Source organism: Pseudacidovorax sp. NFM-22, assembly GCF_021401245.1.
Classification (GTDB): Bacteria; Pseudomonadota; Gammaproteobacteria; order Burkholderiales; family Burkholderiaceae_C; genus Xenophilus.
In genome coordinates, this window is the sequence record NZ_JACBFY010000002.1 from 135,265 (window position 1) to 156,595 (window position 21,331).

Below are 21,331 nucleotides of genomic sequence, written 5' to 3' on the forward strand. Positions count from 1 at the left end.
CCGTGGCGGTGCCGTTCAGGCCTTGAGCGGGAAGAGCGGCTCGACCTCGCGGTATTCGCGCGGGATGATGACCTTGATGTCCTTGTCGATGACCTGCGTCATCAGCGGGCGGCCGCCCTGGTTCTGGCCGTTGACGAACTTGGTGGGGCCGTAGGGCATGAAGTGGTCGGAGAAGGTGCTCTTCTCCAGCGCGTCGATCAGCGCGGCGCGCTCGCTGGACTTGGCCCGCTCCAGCGCATCGGCCAGCAGCATCATGCTGGTGTAGGTCATGAAGAGCTCATAGCTGAAGTACAGCTTCTGCGCTTCGGCCCGCTTCTTCAGCGCCTGGGCGCGTGCGTCCTTGGGGTTGAACCAGTGGTTGCAGTCGATGATGCCGTGCGAGGCATCGGGGAACTCCTGCACGAACTTGTAGCTCGACGCGGCACCGCCCAGCACCGAGTAGATGGCCTTGGGCACCACGCGCTGCTGCTGCATGGTGCGCACCAGCAGCGCGTACTCGTTGTAGTAGTTGGCCGGGATCACGATGTCCGGGTTGACGGACTTGATGCGCAGCACGATGTTGTTGAAGTCGCGCGTCGGGTTGGCGTGCTTGATGACCTCCTTCACCTCGAAGCCATAGCCCGGCAGCTCGCGCGACAGCAGGTTGGCCGTGCCGGTGCCGAAGAGCGACTCCTCGTGGATGATCATCACGGTCTTGGCCGGCTTGCCCGCCACGCTGTTGAGCACGTGCAGGTTGGCCATGGCCAGGTCGGTCACGGCCTTGTAGCCGGGGCCGAAGCGGAAGGTGTTCTTCAGGCCGCGCTCGACGATCTGGTCGGCCACGCCCACGTCCACGATGTGCGGCAGGTTGTACTTGGCGGCAGCCTGCGTGGTGGCCAGGCAGATGGCCGAGGCGAAGGCACCGACCACGGCGGACACGCCGGCCTCGTTCATCTTCTCGACCTCGGCGGCGCCGGCCTGCGGCTGCGACTGGGCATCGCCCAGCAGGGCTTCGAGGCGCGCACCGCCGAGCGACTTGATGCCACCGGCCTTGTTGATGTCCTCGATGGCCATGAGCGCGCCGGCCCGGCATTGCTGGCCCGAATAGGCGAGCGCCCCGGTGACCGGGTGCAGCACGCCGACCTTGATGCTGCGCGGCTGGGCGCCGCCGATGGTCGGCAGGGCCAGGGCGGACGCGGCGGCGGCCGACTGGGCGATGAACTGGCGACGGTTGCGGGTGGGCTGGGTCACGGCGAACTCCTTCGTGGGTCGATGTCAGGAAAAGCGGGCGGAAGCGTCCTTGCTGACCCACACCTTGGCGTCGATGTCGCCAACGCGGGACAGCTCCATCTGGTACTCGTAACGGTCGGGCCGGTACAGGCCGTGCAGCCACTGCACGGGCCGGTCATCCACGTCGTAGATGAGGCGGCGCACGGCCAGCAGCGCCGTGCCGACCGAGACGTCGAGGTGCTCGGCCATGTGGGCGTCGGCCAGGCGGGCCGAGATGGTCTGGTGGGCCCGGCCCACGCGCACGCCCGACTCTTCCAGCAGCAGCAGGATGGGCTTGCGCGCCAGCTCGCGGCGGCCGAAGCCCTTGGCCAGCGCCTGGGGCACGTAGGTGGTGATGAGCGACAGCGGCCCTTCGCGCGTGCTGCGCACCCGCACGGCCTTCTGCACCTCGGCCCCGACCGGAATGGCCAGCGCCTGCGCCACCGCCTCGGAGGCGGTGATGCCCGCCACGTCGAGCACCTTCACCGAGGTCTTCAGGCCCATGGTGACGAGGTTCTCGAGCAGGCCGGTGAGCGGCGTGCGGTCGGGCGCGGCGACGGAGGCATTGGCCGTGGTGGGTCGGGTGCCGCGGCCGGGCTCGCGTTTGATGAGGCCCTCGTCGGACAGGCGCTCCAGCGCCTTGCGCACCGTGACGCGGGAGACCTCGAACTGCCCCATCAACGCATGCTCGCCCGGCAGTCCCGCTTCGAAGGCGCCCTCCTCCAGCTGCTGCCGGAGCACGAGGTAGATGCGGTGGTACTTGGGAAGCGGCAGCGCCGAGGACATGGGAAAAGATCGTAGGAGCCGTTTTATTGTTCTGTCAATAAGACATTTAACGGCGAGACGCTGCGCTGGCGTGTTCAGTGATCGAGGCAGGCGCAGCGCGCGAGGCCCGCCCTGCATGCAGGACTCGTGCCCGTCCATGGTCCCGTGCGCGTGGGTGACCAGGCACCTGCTTGCACGGCATGAGGGCGGCGTACCGGACGAGCGGCCCCACGGCGGGGCACGGCGCACGCGAAGGGGGCGGGGCTGCGAAGCATCGGGAAACGCCCGGCCTGGTGCAGGCGCCGGTCAGTGCCCGGTCGGCCACCTGTCCATTCCGGCTGACGGGCACAGTGCCGCTGCGCCGAGCGCGGTGTCGCCGCCGCCTCACGAGACTGCGGCCATCGCAACGCACCAGGGCCCGCATGACTTCGCCGCATTCGCACTACGACCTCATCGTCATCGGCAGCGGCCCCGGCGGCGCCAGCCTGGCGCATCGGCTGGCCGCCACCGGGAAGCGCATCCTGGTCCTCGAACGCGGCCAGTACCTGCGGCGCGAGGAAGCCAACTGGAGCCCCCAGGCCGTGTTCGTCGAGGGACGCTACCAGGCCCGCGAATCCTGGGTGGACCGCGATGGCCACCGCTTCGCGCCGCAGCTGCACTACTGCGTGGGCGGCAACTCGAAGGTCTACGGCGCCGCGCTGCTGCGCCTGCGCGAGCGCGACTTCGGCGAGGTGCAGCACCACGGTGGCCTCTCGCCCGCCTGGCCGCTGACCTCTGCGGACTTCGCGCCCTGGTACGACGAGGCGGAGGCCCTCTTCCACGTGCACGGCCTGCGCGGCGACGACCCGCTGGACCCCGGCACGACGCCGTACCCCTTCCCGCCCGTCCAGCACGAGCCCAAGATCGCCGAGCTGAGCGAACGCCTGCGCGCACAGGGACTGAACCCGTTCCACCTGCCGCTGGGGATCCTGCTCGACCAGCAGGCCGACGGCTTCGCCACGCCGACCAGCACCTGCATGCGCTGCTCCTACTTCGACGGCTTTCCCTGCCTGCTCAACGGCAAGGCCGATGCGCAGGTGGTGTGCATCGACCCCATGCTGCGCGACCACGCCAATGTCACGCTGCTCACCGGCGCCTATGTGGAGCGGCTAGAGACCGATGCCCGCGGCCGCCGCGTGAGCGAGGTGGTGGTGCGGCGCAATGGCGGCGAAGAGCGCTTTTCGGCGGGCACGGTGGTGGTGGCCTGCGGCGCCCTCTCGTCGGCCCTGCTGCTGCTGCGCTCGGCCAGCGACCGCCATCCGCGCGGGCTGGCCAACGGCTCCGACCAGGTGGGACGCAACTACATGCGCCACGAGATGTCGGTGGTCATGGCGGTCATGAAGGAGGTCAACGACACCGTCTTCCAGAAGACGCTGGCCCTCGGCGACTTCTACTTCGGCAGCGACGACTGGGAGCATCCCCTCGGCCTGATCCAGATGTGCGCCACCAGCCATGCCGACCAGATCAAGGGCGAGGCGCCGCTGCCTGGCCTGATGAAGCACCTGCCCGAGATGCCCTTCGACGAGCTGGCCCGCCATTCCATGGACTTCTGGCTGCAGGCCGAAGACCTGCCCGACCCCGACAACCGCGTGTACTACCGCGACGGCCAGGTGCACCTGGATGTGCGTCCCACCAACGCCGAGGCACTTCGGCGCCTGAAGGCCAAGCTGGAGCAGGTGCTGTCGGCCATCGGCTGGCCGGCGGTGCTGGTGGAGCGCTCGCTGCACCTGGGCAAGGACATCCCCTTGTCGGGCACCGCTCACCAGGCCGGCACCTGCCGCTTCGGCACCGACCCGGCCACCTCAGTGCTGGACCTGGACTGCCGCGCGCACGAGGTGGACAACCTCTACGTCACCGACGCCAGCTTCTTCCCCAGCATCGGCGCGGTGAATCCCACGCTCACCCTCATCGCCAACGCGCTGCGCGTGGCCGACCGGCTGAAGGACCGGCTGTGACGGCGGTGGACTGGGCCACGCTGGGCGCCCGGTGCGCGATGGTGCTGCCCTTCCTGCCCTTCAGCGCGCTCGACAAGCTGCTGGGCTTCGGCCATGCCGTGCAGCAGGCGCAGGAGGTCTTCCGCCCGCGCTGGCTGGCCCGCGCGGCCATCGCGGTGGGCCTGGCGGTCGAGGTGCTGTGCAGCCTGGGCGTGGTGACGGGCGTGGCCGACCGGGCAGCCGCCCTGCTGCTCGCGGCGTACTGCGTGGCCACGGCTGTGCTGTTCAAACGCTTCTGGCAGCCGGGCGACTTCTGGCGCCACGCCGATGGCCGCGCGCGCAGCCTGTTCTGGGACTTTCTCAAGAACCTGTCGCTGGGCGCCGGCTTCGTGCTGCTGGCGCTGGGGCCGGACGGGCGCGGATGGCAGGCCGTCGTCGACGCGCCGCTGGCGGCCGGCATGGCGGCGGCCGCTTCGGGCGCTGCGGCCGGCCCTGTCCGGTGAGCGAAGCCCTTCAGGCGGCGCGCGCAAGTCCGAGCATGGTCTGCAGCATCACCACCCGCGCCTGGCCGAGCACCATGCCCTTCCAGGCATCGTCGTCGCAGTAGAAGGCGTCCCGCACATCGCGGCGGATGGCGCGGCGCTGCACGTCGTCGGCTTCGGGATGCCGGTGCAGCCAGCAGTCGGCCCGCAGGCGGTCCAGCACCTGCTGGTCCGGCAGCGTTCCGAACTCCAGACCCATGGGCGCGAAGAGGGCCTGCGGGCATTCGTCGTAGGCGGCACTCACCACCGGCCCGGACACGTCCGGCGACGCCGACCCGGCCTCGAACATGGCCAGCACGTCCGCGCCCCACAGCGACCGCGCCAGCGGCAGGCCGGCCGCACGGCCGGGGAAGATCTTCTCGCCATGCCCCCACGGGCCCAGGCCCGTGTGCACGTCGATCCAGGCCAGGTACGTGGCCGTGGCCGCATGCTCGCGCAGCAGCGCGCGGATCGTGCGGTTGCTCCAGCTGGGTCCCGTGCCGCCGTAGAACAGGCCGTCCAGCACCGTGTACTGGCCGCGGCTGAGGGCCGCGCGATAGGCCGCCATCCCATGCTGGGCGATGTAGTCCGCCAGGGCGGCGTCCTGCTCGGCCGTGGGCGGCCAGTTGGGCGGAAGGGCGAGCGCATCGACGGCTGCGTAGTCGGCATTGACCGGCAGCGGCCGCGCAAAGTCCACATGGTTGCGGTTGAGGTCGATGTTGTCCTCGTTGACCCGCCGCAGGTGCGAGAAGCCATGGGGATTGACGGCATGCACCAGCAGCAGCCCCAGGCCCGATTCGTCCAGCCGCCGCAGCAGGTCGTCGTCCCGCAGCAGCGCGACCTGGCAGCCGGAGCCGCAGAAGCCCTCCGGCCCGTGGGTGCCGGCGCTGACGATGATCAGACGGCTCGCCTGCGCCGGTCCGAGCCGCGCCACGTCCATGGCCAGCACCTCGCCCAGGGCACCTCGGTGGCCGGGCAGTTCGATGGACTGGATGCGCGCCTTCCGGTCCTGCGCGGCATCCAAGAACTTGCGGCGGGCTTCGGCATAGCTGCCGGAGAAATGGGAGGCGATGGGCATGCGGCCATTGTGACGACGTCGCTCGGCCCGTGGCCACGCTGCCGCAAGGCGACGCGGAGCAGCCATCGGCCCCCGGCAGTCGAGGCGGTCGATCGGAAGACCTTCCTAAGGCCGACCGAACATCTCTTCCAGGAAGGCGACGAAGGCTTTCACGTTGGGATGTCCCCGCCGGCTCTCGGGCCAGACGGCGGTGATGACCGAGCTCTCGACGGCATGCTCCGTCAGCAGCGGCACAAGGGCGCCGCGCCGGACGTGCGGCGCGGCGATCCACGAAGCAGCCATGCCGATACCGCCCCCTGCGGTGAGCACCTCCACCACGGCATCGCTCACGTCCACCACGATGCCGGCCTCGGGCGTGAGCTCCACGGTCCGGCCGCCCACGCGGAAGCTCCAGCGCATGACCTGGCCCGAGGTCTGGTAGCGGAAGTTCACGCAGTCGTGCTGGGACAGATCTTCAGGCCTGAGGGGCGTGCCCCGGGCCTGCAGATAGGCCGGCGATGCGTAGGCCTGCAGCCGCACCGGCGCCAGGGTGCGGGCCACGAGGCGCGAGTCGGCCAGCGGCCCGATGCGGATCGCCACATCGATGCCCTCTTCGACGAGGTTGATGAAGTGGTCGCTCAACCGCAGGTCGATGGCGACCTTCGGATGGCGCCGACGGAACTCGGGCAAGGCGGGCGCGAGAAGACGCGTGCCGATGGGCAGCGACGCCGCGATCTTCAGCGTGCCGGAAGGCTCGGATTGGGCGGCTGCGGCCGACTGGACCACGTCCTCCACCGCCTGCAGCAGACGCAGTGCCTTGTCGTGGAGGTCGCGGCCCTCGGGCGTCAGCGCCAGTGATCGCGTCGTGCGGGTGAACAGGCGCAATCCCAACTGCTGCTCCAGCCGCTGGATCGTCTTGCCCACGGCCGATGGCGACACGGACAGGGCCCTGGCCGCCGCCGAGAAGCTGCCGAGCGAGCCCGCTTTCGCGGACGCCACGATGCCCGTCAGCCGCTCCAGGCTCAGTTGTTCCGTCATGGCACTTTTGAAGTGATTTCGTGCGGGATTATCAAACCCACGTCGCTGTTCCACACTGAGCCTTCCCTCCCACGCATTCCGTTCGAAGCAAACGGTGAAAGGACATCACCATGACGACCCAAACGATGAAGGCCATCCAGCTCCACGGGTTCGGCGGCCCCGACGTACTTCGATACGAGGACGCGCCCATGCCGCAGCTCCAGGCCGGCGAAGTGCTGATCCAGGTCCACGCCGTGGGCCTCAATCCCCCCGACTGGTACCTGCGCGAGGGCTACAAGACGCTCCCGCCGGAGTGGCGGCCGAAGGTGAGCTTTCCCCTGATCCTGGGCACCGACGTGTCGGGCACCGTGGCCGCCGTTGCCAGCGATGTCACCGACTTCGCCGTGGGCGACGAGGTCTACGCGATGGTGCGATTCCCGAGTGGGCTGGCGGGCACGAGCCGGGCCTATGCGGAGTACGTCAATGCAGCGGCCTCGGAGGTCGCGATCAAGCCTGCGGACGTGGATCATCTGCACGCCGCCGGCGCGCCGATGTCCTTGCTGACCGCCTGGCAGTTCCTGATCGGGCAGGGCCACGACGAGCCCAACCCGCTTCAGCCGCATCGGCATGAACCCGTGCCGCTGGCGGGCCGGACCGTGGTCGTGAACGGCGCAGCAGGCGGGGTCGGCCATTTCGCGGTGCAGCTCGCCAAGTGGAAAGGCGCGCGGGTGATCGCCGTGGCTTCCGGCCGGCACGAGCAGCTGCTGCGCGAAATGGGGGCCGACGAATTCATCGACTACCGGAAGTCCAACGCCGAAGACGTCGTCCACGATGTGGATCTGGTGGTCGACGCGGTGGGCGGCCCCGGCACGGGCCGGTTCCTTCGGACGCTTCGAAAAGGCGGCGCCCTGTTTCCCATCTTCCCGCTGGGCTACTCGGGCGCGGACGAGGCGGCCCGGCTGGGCGTCACCGTGTCGACGACGCAGGTGCGCTCCAGTGGCGCCCAGCTGGCCGAACTGGCCGCGCTGCTGGATGCCGGGGCGGTGCGCGTCCACATCGACAGCAGCTATGCGCTGGCCGATGCGCGGCTGGCGCACGAGCGCGCGGCCGCCGGCCACATCGCCGGCAAGATCGTGCTGCAGGTGCGATGAGTCGCCTGCAGGCAGCCATCGCCGACCTGCTCGACCGCCGACTCACCGCCGACGAAGCGGCGGACCGGCATTTCGCCCCGGACGTTCGCCAGCGCGCCGCACGATGCGCAAGGACGGTTTGGCGCATCGAGGAGGCGACGTTCCCGCTGCGTCCGAGGGCGTGATGGGGGCGACTAAGATGTCCGGCCCCCGGGAAGCCGCGACAGCCGTGCGCCACGCGCACGACAACGTGCGCTCCTCCGCGCCGGCCCTGCCGCACACCCCTCTGCGTGGCTGCTTCGTGGCGGCGCCCCACCCTCTTGCCCGACCTTCGCTGTGCCCATGACCGAACCCACCGCCCCCATCCAGCAGCCCACGCTATGGAGCGACGAACGCTGGACCGCGCGCGTGATCAAGAACGAAGACGACGACGGCTGGGCGGTGTCGATGACGCGGCAGGGCGATGCGGAGCCGGCGCTGGTCGGCCCCTGGACCATGGGCCGCGACAAGAAGAACCCCAAGCCCCTGGACACGGCCGCCTTCCATACCCTGGTCAAGACCGCCAACGAAGTGCTGCGCCGGCACGAGCAGCAACTGCATGCCCGGCTGAACAAGAGCGTGAGCGTCGGCGCGGGCTCCGAGCGCATCCGGGTGTCGCTGCAGATCGTGCCGGACGAGGACAACCCGTACGCCATCCTGCGCGCGATGGACGAGGCAGGCGACGCGCTGGGCGAAGCGCGCGTGCCGCCGACCTTCAAGCTGACCATCGACAGCGCCGCCGCGTGGATCGAAGGCGGCTACCAGCGGCCCTCGCGCTGATGTGAGGGCGCAAGGCGGGGCCCTCTGCGCCTCGCCCGCCGGCAGGCACGAAGCCGCTGACGGTCAGGCTGGCGCGGCACCGGGCGGTGCCGTCATCACATCACTTGACGGAAGCCGACGCGGGAACGGGACATCGATGCGCGCGTCTACGTCTCGCCACGCGGCGTGGCGGCAGCCCGGGTGCGCGCACGCGCGAATTCGTCGCGGTGCTTCATGAAGCGGTGGTAGGACATCCGCAGGTGCAGTTGCATGACCTGCCGCGCCAGCTCTCCATCGCGTGCAATGACCGCCAGCGTGAGGTCGCGGTGGTGATGCAGGCTCTGCTCCAGTTCGGCGGTGGTGTAGATGTAGAACGAACGGACGATGACCGGCATGTCGATCATCGTCTCCAGCATCGCGCGCAGCCGCGATGAACCGGAGGCCTCCAGCAAGGCCCGGTGGAATGTGCGATTGGCGTCCTGGATGGTGGCGATGTGCTGCGCATCGCCAGCGGCAATGGCGGCCGCCATGCGGTCGTTGCTCTCGGTAAGCCGGGCGACCAGTGCGTCGCCACCGCGTTGCGCCGCGAGCGACGAGGCGTAGGGCTCGAGCAGCATCCGCAGCTGGAACGTCTCCTCGATGTCCCATTCGGACCACTCCGCCACGTGGATCCCCTGCCCGGCGCTGTCGGTGGCCAGGCCATCTGCCACCAGGCGCCTGAGCGCCGTCCGCACGGGGGTACGGCTCAATCCCAGCTCGCGCGCGAGCGGCTCTTCCTTGAGTTGAGTGCCCGGGCTGTAGTGGCCGCCGACCAGGCGCTGCCTGAGGACCTCGTATGCCTTGTCTCTGCCTTGCATGTCCGGGATTGTCGTTGGGCGCGGGATTCTAGACACCCGCCTCCAACGCCCGCGCACGACGCACGAACTCCGGAGATATGTACTTTTTTTGTTCTCCCCGGAGCGCAGCATCATAGCTTTCCTAGGTGAAACCCTCGAATGCATTGCCGCCCATTTTCTTTATTTGTATTATTTTTGTACTTTCAAGGAACCGCCTTCATGCGCATTGCAATCATTGGCCTGGGCGAAGTCGGCCGCTGCTTCGCAGCCCCGCTCCATGCCGCCGGCTTCGAACTCAGCGTCTGCGAGGCCCGGCCTTCGGCCGCGGCCCACGCACTCGCCGCCACCCTGGGCGTGCCCATCCATCCCGGTCCGGGCGCATGGCTGGGCGAGGCGCAATGGGTGTTCTCCTGCGTCACCGGCACGACGGCACTGCCGGCGCTGGAAGCGGCCTTGCCGCATCTGGCAGACGGCGCATCGGTCGCGGACTTCACGACCGCCAGTCCTGCCGTCAAGCGCGAGGCCGCATCGAAGGCCGCGGCGTCCGGCGTCCAGTACGTCGACACGGCCATCATGAGCGCCATCTCGTTGAACAGGGTCCGCACGCCGCTGCTGGTGTCCGGCGCGGGAGCGGCCGACTTCAAGGCCATCCTGGAGCAGGCCGGCGGCCGTGTGCAGGTGATCGAGAGGGCCAAGGCCGGCGACGCCATCTCGCTCAAGATCCTGCGCAGCGTCTTCACCAAAGGCCTGGAAGCGCTGTGTGTCGAGCTGCTGACCAGCGCCGAGAAACAGGGCGTGCGCAGCGAGCTGTACGCCCAGTTGGCCGACATCGACCAGACCCCCCTGCGATCGTTCATGGACATGCTGGTGCGAACGCACGTGGTGCATGCCCGGCGGCGGGCGCATGAGGTCCACGACGCGCAGGGCGAGTTGAGCGCGCAGGGCCTGCCCTCCGTCGTTCTGCCGGGTGTGGCGCAACGCTTCGAGGCCACGGTCGCGGCACTCGAGAAGACGCCGCTGCCTGCCGCCGATCCGACCGTCGAACAGGCGCTCGACTGGCTGCTCGCCACCGCCACCGCCACCGCTTAGCGAACCCCTTTCTCTTTCCTGCGGACTGGATGCCGACGGCGCCCGGTCCGCCCGTTTTCGCCCCTATCTTTTTGGAGAACATCTTGGCCACCCAAGACCAGATCAAGCAGCTTCGCGACCTCGGCGCCGCCACCGTGTACGAGGCCCAGGGCGCCAAAGGCGCGCTCGACCAGGGCATCAAGCCGATCGATCCCACGACCCGCCTGGCGGGGCCGGCACTGACCGTCGATTGCCGGCCCGCCGACAACCTCATGCTGCACTACGCCGTGCAGAAGGCCAGCCCGGGCGACGTGCTCGTGGTCGACGCCAAGGGCTTCATGGAGGCCGGCCCCTGGGGCGACGTGCTGACGATCCAGGCCATGAAGGTCGGCATCGCCGGCCTGGTCATCAACGGCTGCGTGCGCGACGCGAACCTCATCATCGAGCTGGGCTTTCCCGTCTTCTGCCGCGGCCTGTCGATCAAGGGGACGGGCAAGAACCAGCCCGGCAAGCTCAACGTGCCCGTCACCTTCGGCGACGTTCTCATCCACCCCGGCGACATCATCGTGGGCGACCGCGACGGCATCGCCGTGGTGCCCAAGGACGAGGTGGCCTCGGCCATCCACAGCAGCCTGGCGCGCGAGGAAAAGGAAGCCGGCCAGCGCAAGGCCATCGAGCAGGGCGCGATGACGGCGGACCTGCTCAACCTGACGGACGCCCTGAAGCGCCTCGGCCTCGTCTGAGCGCTTTCCATCACCACGGAGACAACCCCATGCGCAAGTTCCTCACCCTGGCGCTGTCCTGCGCCGCCCTCCTGTTGCCCCTGTCGCACGCTCAGGCGGCCGACGATTACCCCTCGAAGCCCATCCGCATGGTGGTGGCATTCGCCGCCGGCGGCTCGGCCGACATCAACGCCCGCATCGTGGCGCAGGAACTGGGCAGGCAGTTGCGCGGCACCGTCGTGGTCGACAACAAGGGCGGGGCCGGCGGCAACCTCGGCGCGGTGGAGGCCAAGCGGGGCGCGCCGGACGGCTACACGATGTTCTATGCGACCTCGGCCGTCGTGCTCGCGCCCTCGCTGTACGCCAAGCCGGGCTTCGACCCCTATGCCGACTACACGCCCATCTCGCTCACCGCGACGATCCCGCTGCTGCTGGTGGTGAACCCCAAGGTGCCCGCGCAGAGCGTCGGCGAGTTCGTTGCGCTGGCCAGGACGAAGCCGGGTGAAATGAACTACGGCTCCTCGGGCTCCGGCGCGCTCCTGCATCTGGGCGCCGCACTCTTCGCCAAGGAGACGGGCATCCAGGCCACGCATGTGGCCTACAAGGGCAGTGCGCCCGCCGTGGCCGACCTGCTCGCCGGCACCACGCAGTTCATGTTCCTGCCCATCAACGAAGCCATCGCACATGTGAAGAGCGGCGCCCTGCGCGCCCTGGCGATCACGAGCGAGAAGCGCTCGGCCCTGGCGCCGGAGGTTCCCACGATCCGCGAGGCGACGGGCAAGACGACCATGGACATGGGCGCCTGGCAGGGGCTGATGCTGCCCAAGGGCGCCTCCCGGGAGGTGGTGGACGCGGTGAGCGTGGCGCTCAGGAAGACGCTGGCCGACAAGCCGACGCAGGAGCGGCTCACCGCGCAGGGTTCGGTCGTCCTCGGCGGCAGCGCCGACGAATACCTGGATTACATGAAGCGCGAAGGGGACCGCTGGGCCAAGGTCATCAAGGACACCGGCGCCAAGGTCGACTGACACCCTGCATCGGAACACAACACAAGGAGACATCACCCATGCTGAACAAGAGAACCCTGATCGTGGGCGCCATGGCGGCCCTCATGGCGGCAGCCGCCGGCGCGCAGGACTTCAAGAACCCCATCCGGATCGTCGTGCCCTTCGCACCCGGCGGAGCCACGGATGCGCTCGCGCGCCTGCTGGGACCCAGGCTGAGCAAGGAACTGAACCAGACCGTCATCGTGGACAACCGGCCCGGCGCGAGCGGGCTGATCGGCACCGCGGCCGTCAAGGCGGCACCGGCCGACGGCTCGACGTTTCTGCTGGCGCTGGACCATTCGGTGGTGGTCGTTCCCCTGATCACGCCGACAGCCGGCTACGACGCGGTGCGCGACTTCGTGCCGGTGGGCCAGGTGGCGCGCTTCCAGTGGACGTTCGCCGTCCCGCTGACCAGCCCGGCCAGGACGCTGCCCGAGTTCGTCGAGCTGGTCCGCAAGGACCCGCAGCAGGGCAACTACGGGGTGCCGCTGCAGGGTGGCGTGCCGGACATCATCGGCGCCGCCATCACGCGCAAGGCCAACGTGAAGATGGAGGCCATCGCCTTCGGCGGCTCGGCGCAGATGATGCCCCAGCTCATCGGCGGGCAGCTCGCGTCCGGCGTCACCGGCGAACCGGAAGGTGTGCAGATGGCGCAGGGCGGCAAGGTCCGCATCCTGGCCATCTCGGGCGGCAAGCGCTCGTCGCTGCTGCCCGACGTGCCGACCTTCGAAGAGCTGGGCTTCACGGGCGTCAACGTCAACAGCTTCAATGCCTTCTTCGCGCCCAAAGGGCTGTCGCCGGCGCTGGCCCAAAAGTTCAATGCCGCCTTGCGTACCGTGCTCAAGGATGCCGAGGTGCAGGCGCGGATCAAGGAGATGTCGCTCGATCTGGCGCCCACCGACCTGCCCCAGTCCAGCGCCGAACTGGCCAAGTCGTACGCCTTCTGGAACGACGCAGCCAAGCTGAAGAAATGAACCCGGCCTCCAGCGCGCCCGAACAGCACGATGGGCTGAACGCACCCTTCTCGACCGGCGCTGCCCGACCGGCCTTTGCCGTGCCGCAGGGCGCCTGCGACTGCCACATGCATCTGTTCGACAACGCGTGGCCGTACGTCGGCCCCGGCGTGCTGACCCACCCGGACGCGACACCGCAAGACTACCGGGCGCTTCAGCGGCGCCTGGGCCTGTCCCGCAACGTCGTGGTGCAGCCGTCCAGCTACGGGCTGGACCATCGTGTGCTGGTGGCCGGCTTGAAGGCCCTGGGCGGCAGCGCCAGAGGCGTTGCGGTCATCGATCCGACGACCACGCCGGCGCAGTTGCGCGAGCTGGAGGAAGCGGGCGTCGTGGGCGTGCGGTTCAACCTCGTACAGGCCGGCGCCACGCATGAGCGCATGCTCGAAGCCGTGGCCGCGCTGATCCGCCCTCTGGGCTGGCATGTCCAGATCCATGCACAGGCGCGCACACTGGTGGACTTGGCCGACCGACTGGCCCGCTTGCCGGTGCCTGTCGTCATCGACCATTACGCCCATCTGGACACGGATCCGGAACTGCGGCCCGCCATCGAAGCGTTGCTCATCCGCCTGCTTTCCACCGGCCGAATCTGGCTCAAGCTGTCGGCCCCCTACATCGCCTCTCCCCACTCGGCCGATTTCGAGGAACTCGGCGCATGCGTGCAAAGGCTGGCCGCGCGGTTCGTCGACCGCCTGGTCTGGGGCACCGACTGGCCCCACGTGACCGAGGGCGCCCGCAAGCCGGACGATGGGGCCCTGTTGGAACTGCTGTCGCAGTGGTTCTCGGCGGAAGAGAGGCACCGGATCCTGGTGGAGAACCCCCGCGCCTTGTACGGCTTCGGCATGTAGGCAGCCGAAACCGGCAACTGCAGCCTCTGGTAGACGCGCTGGTCGCGGCACTCAGGGTGGCGACCGGCGCTGCGCGCCGACGAAACGCGGGTGGTCATGCTCACGCCCAGCCACAGGCGCGCCGGCCCTCACTGGGAAGCTACCGCAGCACGATGTTCAGCACCATACAAGCCGTAGTGCTCGACTTCGCCGACAGCCGCGGCGGCCGGCTGGCCCGCATGTCTTCAATCGGACGGTCAACTCCAGGCCGCTGGCTTACCACCGTAACCCCTGTCGAATTTGCTGGGCCTGACGACCTGAAGCCCTTCGCCTCGTGCGGGAGGAGTTCGCCACCGCAGGCAAGGCCAACATCTACGACACGCCTGCACCCAGCGGCGGGACTGGGAGAACACCGCGGCTGAGACACGGGCCGACCAGGGGTCGAGTGAGACATCGACCATGACAGCCAGCCGCCCCAGGGGCGACAGGCGCTTCATCGCCGCCATGCACGGCTTCCAAGCTCCGTGCCATGGCCGAGCCAGATCAACCGGCACGGGTGGTCAGGCCAACCCTAGGCTTGCTCAATGAGTACGGCCCTGGTTCTGGCAGCCGGCGAGCAGGACGTGTTCGGTATGTTGTGGGTCTCGTCCTGTCCAGGACGATCTGCAGGCGAATACTTGGGGGCAGCGTGTACGGCCGCAGGAGCCGCTTGAATGGGTCGAGGCCGTCGAAGTGTTGGCACGAGCTATGGACAGTACGCTCCTGACGAGAGTGTTCCAGACTTGCCCCCTCACTCCACCGTCACGCTCTTCGCCAGGTTCCGCGGCTTGTCCACATCCGTCCCCCTTGCACAGGCCGTGTGATACGCCAGCAGCTGCAGCGGCACCACGTGCAGCAGCGGCGACAGGCGGCCGTAGTGCTCGGGCATGCGGATCACGTGCAGGCCCTCGCTGTTCTCGATGTGCGTGTCGCCGTCGGCCAGCACGTAGAGCACGCCGCCGCGGGCGCGCACTTCCTGCAGGTTGCTCTTGAGCTTGTCCAGCAGCGCGTCGTTGGGCGCCACGGCCACGACGGGCATCTCGCTGGTGACGAGCGCCAGGGGCCCGTGCTTGAGCTCGCCGGCGGCATAGGCCTCGGCATGGATGTAGGTCACTTCCTTGAGCTTGAGCGCCCCTTCCAGGGCGATGGGGTAGTGCAGCCCGCGGCCCAGGAAGAGCGCGTTCTCCTTGCGCGCGAAGTCCTCGGCCCAGGCCACCACCTGCGGCTCCAGCGCCAGCACCGACTGCAACGCGACGGGCAGGTGGCGCATCTCCTTCAGGTAGCGTGCCTCGTCCTCCTCACTCAGCCGGCCCTTGGACTGGGCGAGCGCCAGCGTCAGCAGGAAGAGCCCGGCCAGCTGCGTGGTGAAGGCCTTGGTCGAGGCCACGCCGATCTCCACGCCGGCGCGCGTGATGTAGGCCAGCTTGCATTCGCGCACCATGGCGCTGGTGGCCACGTTGCAGATGGTCAGCGTCTGCGCCATGCCCAGGCTGCGCGCGTGGCGCAGGGCCGCCAGCGTGTCCGCCGTCTCGCCCGACTGGCTGATGGTGACCACCAGCGTGCGCGGGTTGGGCACCGAATCGCGGTAGCGGTATTCGCTGGCGATCTCCACCTGCGTGGGCACGCCGGCGATGCCCTCCAGCCAGTACTTGGCGGTGCAGCCGCTGTAGTAGCTGGTGCCGCAGGCCAGGATCAGCACCTGGTCGATCTCCTGGAACACGCGGTAGGCGCTGGCGCCGGGCTGGCCGTCCACCTCGGCACCGTCGAACAGCTCGGGCACGATGCCCTCGACGCCTTCCAGCGTGTCGGCAATGGCGCGCGGCTGCTCGAAGATTTCCTTCTGCATGTAGTGGCGGTACGGACCCAGCTCGGCCGCGCCGCTGTGAGCATGCACGGTGCGCACGCGCCGCTCGACGCGCTTGTGGTGGCGGTCGGCGATCCAGTACTTGCCGGGCTGAAGGTCGACCAGATCACCCTCTTCCAGGTAGACGATCTGGTCGGTCACACCGGCCAGCGCCATGGCGTCGCTGGCCAGGAAGTTCTCGCCCTGGCCCACGCCCAGCACCAGCGGCGAGCCGGCGCGCGCGCCGACCACGCGGTGCGGCTCGTCGCGGCAGATGACGGCGATCGCATAGGCGCCATGCAGTTGCGCCACGGCGGTCTTCACGGCCTCGAACAGGTCGCCGTCGTAGGCGCTGTCGATCAGGTGGGCGATGACCTCGGTGTCGGTCTGGCTGGCGAAGACGTAGCCACGCGCCTGCAACTGCACGCGCAGGCTCTCGTGGTTCTCGATGATGCCGTTGTGCACCAGCGCGATCCTCGGCGGCCGCTGGCTGTTGGGCAGCTCGCCCACGCCATGGCTGAAATGCGGATGCGCGTTGTGCACGGCCGGCGCGCCGTGCGTGGCCCAGCGCGTGTGGGCGATGCCGGTCTGGCCTTGGATGTGCTCGGTGCTCACCTGCGTCAGCAGGTCGGCCACGCGCGAGGTGGTGCGCGCCCGGCCCAGGCCGCCGCCCGCATGCACGGCCACGCCGCAGGAGTCATAGCCGCGGTATTCCAGCCGCTGCAAGCCCTGCACCAGCAGGGGAACGATGTCGCGATGGGAGGCTGCGCCGACGATGCCGCACATGGGGAGGTCTCCAGGAGGTGGGAGCAGCAGGCGTGCTGCCGAGGTGGACGATGCTAGGCGAGGCAGAATGAACGTTGCTTTCGTTTTTCTGCATTGATTGACTGTTTATTCCGTTACCTCAGGGGAGTGGATTAAACCTTCATTCGAGCATCGATCATGGAATTTTTGAACCTCGATGCCATTGACCGGCGTCTGCTGGAGGCCCTGCAGCGCGATGCCTCCCGCACCAACCAGCAGCTGGCGGCCGACCTGCACCTGTCGCCCCCCACCTGTCTGCGGCGCGTGCAGCGCCTGCGCCAGTCGGGCCTGATTGCGCGCCAAGTGGCATTGCTGGACGCCGACCGCCTGGGCGCCACGCTCACGGCCATCGTGGAGATCTCGCTGGACCGGCAGGACGAGCAATCCCTGACCGCCTTCGAGGCGCGCGTTGCCCCGGACGAGGCGGTGCAGCAGTGCTACCGCGTCTCGCCCGGCCCGGATTTCGTGCTCATCGTCACCGTGCGCGACATGCCCGCCTACCAGGCGCTGGCACAGCGTCTGTTCACCAGCGATGCGAACGTGCGCAACGTGAAGGCCTTCTTCAGCGTGCGCCGGGCCAAGTTCGAGCCGCGGGTGCCGCTGGAATAGGGCATGTCCGTTGCATTGGCGCGGCAAACCCCTCTCCCCGCGCGCCAGGGGATTGGAGGAGAGGGGCGGATGCTTCGCCTCAGTCGAGCCGGGCGCCCGCATTGCGGCCCCCTCTCCCCCGCCCTCTCCCGCGAGGGGAGAGGGAGTCGGTCATGCCGTCAGGGCTTCTTCGCGCCCTTCACCGGCCGCTTCCAGTTCGCGAAGCTCACCTGCCGCGCCCGGGCCACCGTCAACGCACCGGGCTCGGTGCTCTTGCCGATGGTCGAGCCGCCGCCGATGGTGCCGCCGGCACCGATCGTCACCGGCGCGATCAGCACGCAGTTGCTGCCCACGTGCACGTCGTCGCCGATCACCGTGCGGTGCTTGTTGGCGCCGTCGTAGTTGGCGGTGATGCTGCCGGCGCCGTAGTTGACGCGCTCGCCCACCGTGGCGTCGCCTAGGTAGGCCAGGTGGTTGGCCTTGGCGCCGTCGGCCAGGGTCGAGTTCTTCACCTCAACGAAGTTGCCGATGTGCACCTCGCGGCCCAGTTGCGCGCCGGGGCGCAGGCGGGCATAGGGGCCGATGAGCGCGCCCGCGCCCACGACCACGCCGGCCGCTTCGCCGGCGATGTGGGTGTAGGGATGGATCACCGCACCGGCCTCGATGCGCGCATCCGAGATGACGCAGTGCGCGCCGATGCGCACGCCCTCGCCCAGGCTCACGCGGCCTTCGAAGATGCAGTTGATGTCGATCTCGACATCGGCGGCGCAGTCCAGCTCGCCACGCAGGTCGAAGCGCGCCGGGTCGGCCAGGCGCACGCCGGCGTCCATCAGGCGCTCGGCCTGGCGGCGCTGCCAGTCGCGCTCCAGCGCGGCCAGTTGCGCGGGGCTGTTGATGCCGGCCACCTGCAGCGCGTCGGTGGTCTTCTGCGCCACCACGGGCAGGCCCTCGGCCACGGCCATGCCGACCACGTCGGGCAGGTAGTACTCGCCCTGGGCGTTGTCGTTGGACAGCCGCGCCAGCCAGCCGGCCAGCGCGCGGGCTGGCGCCGCCATCACGCCCGAATAGATCTCGCGCACCTGGCGCTGGGCCTCGGTCGCATCCTTGTGCTCGACGATGGCCCGCACGCCGCCGCTCGTGTCGCGCAGCACTCGGCCATAGCCGGTGGGATCGGGCAGGTCGATGGTGAGCAAGGCCAGACGCTCGCCGCCGCTGGCCTCGACCAGGGCGCGCAGCGTGTCCTCGCCGATCAGGGGCACGTCGCCCGACAGCACCAGCACCACGCCGTCGCCGGCCAGCGCCGGCACGGCCTGCTGCACGGCGTGGCCCGTGCCCAGTTGCGGCGACTGGCGCACGCAGCGCACGTCGGCGCCCAATTGCCAGGCGGGGATGGCGGCCTCGACCTCGTCTGCGCCGTGGCCGGTGACCACCACCACGCGCCGCGCGCCCAGGCCGGCGGCCGTACGCAGCACATGGGCAAGCAGCGGCCTGCCGGCCAATCGATGCAACACTTTAGGAAGGCGACTCTTCATGCGCGTGCCCTTGCCGGCGGCCATGACGACGACATCGACGGCGATCGAGGAAAGGCTGGACGTGGTGGGTGCAATGGTCATGGTCGGTGCTGCTGCGGCAGCGAGCGAAGGAGCGGAAGGCGGCCTGCAACGAGGGCCGCGTAGCGGCGCCGGAGGCCTGCGAAAAGTGGCGCGGATTATCGGCGCGCTGCTGCTGGCTTTCGTGCTCGGCGGCTGCAGCGCGGTGCGCCTGGCCTACAACAACCTGCCCGAGATCAGCTACTGGTGGCTGGACGGCTACCTGGACTTCGACGGCGCCCAGAGCCTGCAGGTGAAGGCGGCCCTGGCCGGGTTGCAGGAGTGGCACCGCCGCGAGGAACTGCCCCGCTTCGTCGCCCTGGCCGCTCAGGCCCGGGACCTGGCACGCGGCGACATCACGGCCGCGCAGGTCTGCGCCATGTCGGAGGCCGTACAGGCGCGCCTGCTGGCGCTGGCCATGCGCGCCGAGCCCGAGGCGACCACGCTGGCCCAGAGCCTGTCGCCCGCCCAGTTGCAGGTGCTGGAGCGCAAGTTCACCCGCATCAACGGCGAGTTCCGCCGCGAGTGGCTGCGCCTGCTGCCGGCCGAGGTGCAGGACAAGCGCTACGACACCTTCCTGGACCGCTACGAGGACTTCTACGGCCCCTTGGACTCGCGCCAGCGTGAACTGCTGCGGCAGGCGGTGCGCCAATCGGCCTTCAGCCTCCAGAAGCTGGACAACGTGCGCCGTGCGCGCCAAGCCGAAGTGATGGCGTTGCTGCGAGGTCTGCAACAGCAGCCCGGCCTGCCGGCCGCCGAGGCGCAGCAACGCGTGCATGCGCTGGTGATGCGCGTCTTCGAGCCGCCCCCGGGCGAATGGCGCACGCAGCAGGACGCGCTGACGCAGGAAGGCTGCCGCAACACCGCCCAGCTCCACGCGGCGATGAGCCCCGCGCAACGCGAACGGGCGGCGCAGCGCATCGAAAGCTACCGCCAGGACCTCATCGCGCTCACGCCTTGAGGCTGCAGCGGGCTGCACAGCGTGTCAGTTTTCCACGGCAGTGACGCACCGCCCACACGGCTATGAGACTGGCGCCGCCACCCCGATCAAAGGGCCGCGGAGCAGGCCACGCCAGTGCACCCGCGGAACGGGCTTCGCCCGGCCGCCGGGTGCGCCCCTTGAGGGGGATGGGACTTCCACACGCAGTGAGGAAGTCCAAACGGGGTGAGCTTTAAAGCAACGGGACCGGCCGCATCGGCCGCTCGAAGTAGTCGCCCAGCGCCGCCAGCGCGTGGGGCTCCAGGATCTCCAGCCAGCCACCTTCCAGCCGGTGCAGGCCCAGGCGCTGCAGCTTGCGCAGCGTCTTGTTGGTGTGCACCAGCGACAGGCCGAGCGCATCGGCGATGTGCTGCTGCTGGAACGGGAACTCCACCTTGTCGCCTTCCGTCATGCCCAGGTGCTGGGCACGGCGGTACAGATGCATCAACAGCATCGCGACGCGCTCAGCCGCCGTGCGGCGGCCGGTGGTGACGAGGTTGTCGTCCACCATCTTCTCCTCGCGCGCGGCCAGCCAGGTGATGTCGTAGCCCAGCTTGGGATGCTGCAGAAAGAAGTCCCACAGCCGGTCACGGGGAAAGGTGCACAGCACCACGTCCGAGGCGGCCTCCACCCCATGGGTGCGGCCATCGGCAAACTCGTCCTGCAGGCCGAGCAGGTCGCCCGGCAAGAGGAAGTTCAGGATCTGCCGCCGCCCATCGCCGAGCGTCTTGTAGCGGAAGGCCCAGCCGGAGTAGAGCGTGTAGAGCTGGTCGCTGCGCAGGTGCTCGGCAATGATGCGTTCGCCAGCGGCAGCGCGGCGGCTTCCGGTCCGCCATTCGGCGACGGCGTGGCGCTCGGGCTCGGAAAGGGCAAGAAAGGCGGGAAGGCTGCGCAGGCGGCATTCGCTGCACGGATGGCCACAGGCCGAATGGGACACCGACATCGGGCAGATGCAAGGGTTGGAGGTCGCCCAATATAGACAGTCGCCCTGTGTCTTTTGACATTCGTCCAACCCCGCTGGACGTCGGCCGGCGCCCTAAAGTGGGTGGCGATGCCTGCTGACGCCCACAGCCTTTACGAGTTCTTCTACACCAGCCAACTCGATCCCCAGACCTCCCCCACCGTGGTGGGACAGATCCTGTCGACGGCCCGGCCGCACAACGCGCGGATGGGCGTGAGCGGATTGCTGGTCTTCGATGGCCTGCGCTTCTTCCAGCACCTCGAAGGCCCACGCGCGGCGCTCGAGCCGTTGATGGGCCGCATCGTCGGCGACATTCGTCACCAGGACGTGCGCATCCTGCACGAAGGCGTGCTGCTGCAACGGCGCTACCACCGCTTCGACATGGGCTATGCGCAGACCGACGACCTCGATGCGCTTGCTGCATTGATCAGCCTCTCAGGCGTCCCGGCGGTGGAGCGCTTCCTGCACATGCGCGCCGGCTTCGACATTCAAGCCTGAGAGCGCGCCGCAGGC

21 protein-coding genes are annotated in these 21,331 nt (G+C 69.1%); 13 read left to right on the forward strand and 8 right to left on the reverse strand.

The window, feature by feature from the left end:
- Positions 1-15: 15 nt before the first annotated feature.
- On the reverse strand, positions 16-1,230 hold the full coding sequence (locus L0984_RS06320) for an ABC transporter substrate-binding protein (RefSeq protein ID WP_234192910.1): 1,215 nt from the start codon (positions 1,228-1,230) through the stop codon (positions 16-18).
- Between the two features lie 24 nt (positions 1,231-1,254).
- Positions 1,255-2,034, reverse strand: a complete 780-nt coding sequence (locus L0984_RS06325) for a GntR family transcriptional regulator (protein WP_234192911.1) — start codon at positions 2,032-2,034, stop codon at positions 1,255-1,257.
- Positions 2,035-2,435: 401 nt separating this feature from the next.
- Between L0984_RS06325 and L0984_RS06330 the strand changes: the two genes are divergently transcribed.
- Together L0984_RS06330 and L0984_RS06335 are read left to right on the forward strand one after the other, a co-directional pair.
- Complete coding sequence (locus tag L0984_RS06330; RefSeq protein WP_234192912.1) at positions 2,436-4,007, forward strand: GMC oxidoreductase; 1,572 nt, start codon at positions 2,436-2,438, stop codon at positions 4,005-4,007.
- Positions 4,004-4,489, forward strand: a complete 486-nt coding sequence (locus L0984_RS06335; RefSeq protein ID WP_234192913.1) for a DoxX family membrane protein — start codon at positions 4,004-4,006, stop codon at positions 4,487-4,489. The genes L0984_RS06330 and L0984_RS06335 overlap by 4 nt, the downstream gene beginning before the upstream one ends.
- A 10-nt stretch (positions 4,490-4,499) precedes the next feature.
- Here the strand turns inward: L0984_RS06335 and L0984_RS06340 are convergent, their stop codons facing one another.
- Complete coding sequence (locus tag L0984_RS06340) at positions 4,500-5,585, reverse strand: M14 family metallopeptidase (protein ID WP_234192914.1); 1,086 nt, start codon at positions 5,583-5,585, stop codon at positions 4,500-4,502.
- A 105-nt stretch (positions 5,586-5,690) separates the two neighbouring features.
- Positions 5,691-6,602: a LysR family transcriptional regulator gene (locus L0984_RS06345; RefSeq protein WP_234192915.1), complete on the reverse strand. Its 912-nt coding sequence runs from the start codon at positions 6,600-6,602 to the stop codon at positions 5,691-5,693.
- Between the two features lie 110 nt (positions 6,603-6,712).
- Here L0984_RS06345 and L0984_RS06350 point away from each other — a divergent pair, with 110 nt between their 5' ends.
- From L0984_RS06350 to L0984_RS06360, 3 genes are all read left to right on the forward strand, one after another.
- Positions 6,713-7,732 (forward strand): NADP-dependent oxidoreductase, encoded by a 1,020-nt coding sequence (locus L0984_RS06350; RefSeq protein WP_234192916.1) that lies wholly within the window; start codon positions 6,713-6,715, stop codon positions 7,730-7,732.
- Complete coding sequence (locus L0984_RS06355; RefSeq protein WP_234192917.1) at positions 7,729-7,896, forward strand: hypothetical protein; 168 nt, start codon at positions 7,729-7,731, stop codon at positions 7,894-7,896. Before L0984_RS06350 ends, L0984_RS06355 begins: the two co-directional genes overlap by 4 nt.
- A gap of 157 nt (positions 7,897-8,053) precedes the next feature.
- The gene (locus tag L0984_RS06360) at positions 8,054-8,530 is read left to right on the forward strand and encodes a hypothetical protein (protein WP_234192918.1); all 477 of its coding nucleotides are present in this window, start codon (positions 8,054-8,056) and stop codon (positions 8,528-8,530) included.
- A gap of 146 nt (positions 8,531-8,676) precedes the next feature.
- Here L0984_RS06360 and L0984_RS06365 read toward each other — a convergent pair whose 3' ends face one another.
- A complete protein-coding gene (locus L0984_RS06365) occupies positions 8,677-9,366 on the reverse strand; it encodes a GntR family transcriptional regulator (RefSeq protein ID WP_234192919.1) in 690 nt (229 codons plus the stop codon).
- 198 nt (positions 9,367-9,564) lie between these two features.
- Here L0984_RS06365 and L0984_RS06370 point away from each other — a divergent pair, with 198 nt between their 5' ends.
- The 5 genes from L0984_RS06370 to L0984_RS06390 all read left to right on the forward strand — a co-directional run bounded on the left by L0984_RS06370 (position 9,565) and on the right by L0984_RS06390 (position 14,036).
- Positions 9,565-10,434 carry an NAD(P)-binding domain-containing protein gene (locus L0984_RS06370; RefSeq protein WP_234192920.1) on the forward strand — a complete coding sequence of 290 codons (870 nt, stop codon included), beginning with the start codon at positions 9,565-9,567 and terminating at the stop codon, positions 10,432-10,434.
- A gap of 83 nt (positions 10,435-10,517) precedes the next feature.
- A complete protein-coding gene (locus L0984_RS06375; protein ID WP_234192921.1) occupies positions 10,518-11,156 on the forward strand; it encodes a 4-carboxy-4-hydroxy-2-oxoadipate aldolase/oxaloacetate decarboxylase in 639 nt (212 codons plus the stop codon).
- A gap of 29 nt (positions 11,157-11,185) precedes the next feature.
- The gene (locus L0984_RS06380; RefSeq protein ID WP_234192922.1) at positions 11,186-12,160 is read left to right on the forward strand and encodes a Bug family tripartite tricarboxylate transporter substrate binding protein; all 975 of its coding nucleotides are present in this window, start codon (positions 11,186-11,188) and stop codon (positions 12,158-12,160) included.
- A 38-nt stretch (positions 12,161-12,198) separates the two neighbouring features.
- On the forward strand, positions 12,199-13,152 hold the full coding sequence (locus tag L0984_RS06385) for a tripartite tricarboxylate transporter substrate-binding protein (RefSeq protein WP_234192923.1): 954 nt from the start codon (positions 12,199-12,201) through the stop codon (positions 13,150-13,152).
- Positions 13,149-14,036: an amidohydrolase family protein gene (locus tag L0984_RS06390; protein WP_234192924.1), complete on the forward strand. Its 888-nt coding sequence runs from the start codon at positions 13,149-13,151 to the stop codon at positions 14,034-14,036. Before L0984_RS06385 ends, L0984_RS06390 begins: the two co-directional genes overlap by 4 nt.
- Positions 14,037-14,805: 769 nt before the next feature.
- Here L0984_RS06390 and glmS read toward each other — a convergent pair.
- A complete protein-coding gene (glmS, locus tag L0984_RS06395; RefSeq protein ID WP_234192925.1) occupies positions 14,806-16,683 on the reverse strand; it encodes a glutamine--fructose-6-phosphate transaminase (isomerizing) in 1,878 nt (625 codons plus the stop codon).
- Between the two features lie 156 nt (positions 16,684-16,839).
- Here glmS and L0984_RS06400 point away from each other — a divergent pair, with 156 nt between their 5' ends.
- Positions 16,840-17,310 carry an Lrp/AsnC family transcriptional regulator gene (locus L0984_RS06400; RefSeq protein ID WP_234192926.1) on the forward strand — a complete coding sequence of 157 codons (471 nt, stop codon included), beginning with the start codon at positions 16,840-16,842 and terminating at the stop codon, positions 17,308-17,310.
- Between the two features lie 158 nt (positions 17,311-17,468).
- On the opposite strand, the gene glmU is transcribed toward L0984_RS06400, so the two are convergent.
- Positions 17,469-18,902, reverse strand: a complete 1,434-nt coding sequence (gene glmU / locus L0984_RS06405; RefSeq protein WP_234192927.1) for a bifunctional UDP-N-acetylglucosamine diphosphorylase/glucosamine-1-phosphate N-acetyltransferase GlmU — start codon at positions 18,900-18,902, stop codon at positions 17,469-17,471.
- Between the two features lie 85 nt (positions 18,903-18,987).
- Between glmU and L0984_RS06410 the strand changes: the two genes are divergently transcribed.
- On the forward strand, positions 18,988-19,839 hold the full coding sequence (locus L0984_RS06410; RefSeq protein WP_234192928.1) for a DUF6279 family lipoprotein: 852 nt from the start codon (positions 18,988-18,990) through the stop codon (positions 19,837-19,839).
- Between the two features lie 211 nt (positions 19,840-20,050).
- Here L0984_RS06410 and L0984_RS06415 read toward each other — a convergent pair whose 3' ends face one another.
- Positions 20,051-20,800: a Crp/Fnr family transcriptional regulator gene (locus L0984_RS06415; protein WP_234192929.1), complete on the reverse strand. Its 750-nt coding sequence runs from the start codon at positions 20,798-20,800 to the stop codon at positions 20,051-20,053.
- A gap of 108 nt (positions 20,801-20,908) precedes the next feature.
- Here L0984_RS06415 and L0984_RS06420 point away from each other — a divergent pair, with 108 nt between their 5' ends.
- On the forward strand, positions 20,909-21,316 hold the full coding sequence (locus L0984_RS06420) for a BLUF domain-containing protein (protein WP_234192930.1): 408 nt from the start codon (positions 20,909-20,911) through the stop codon (positions 21,314-21,316).
- Positions 21,317-21,331 lie beyond the last annotated feature (15 nt).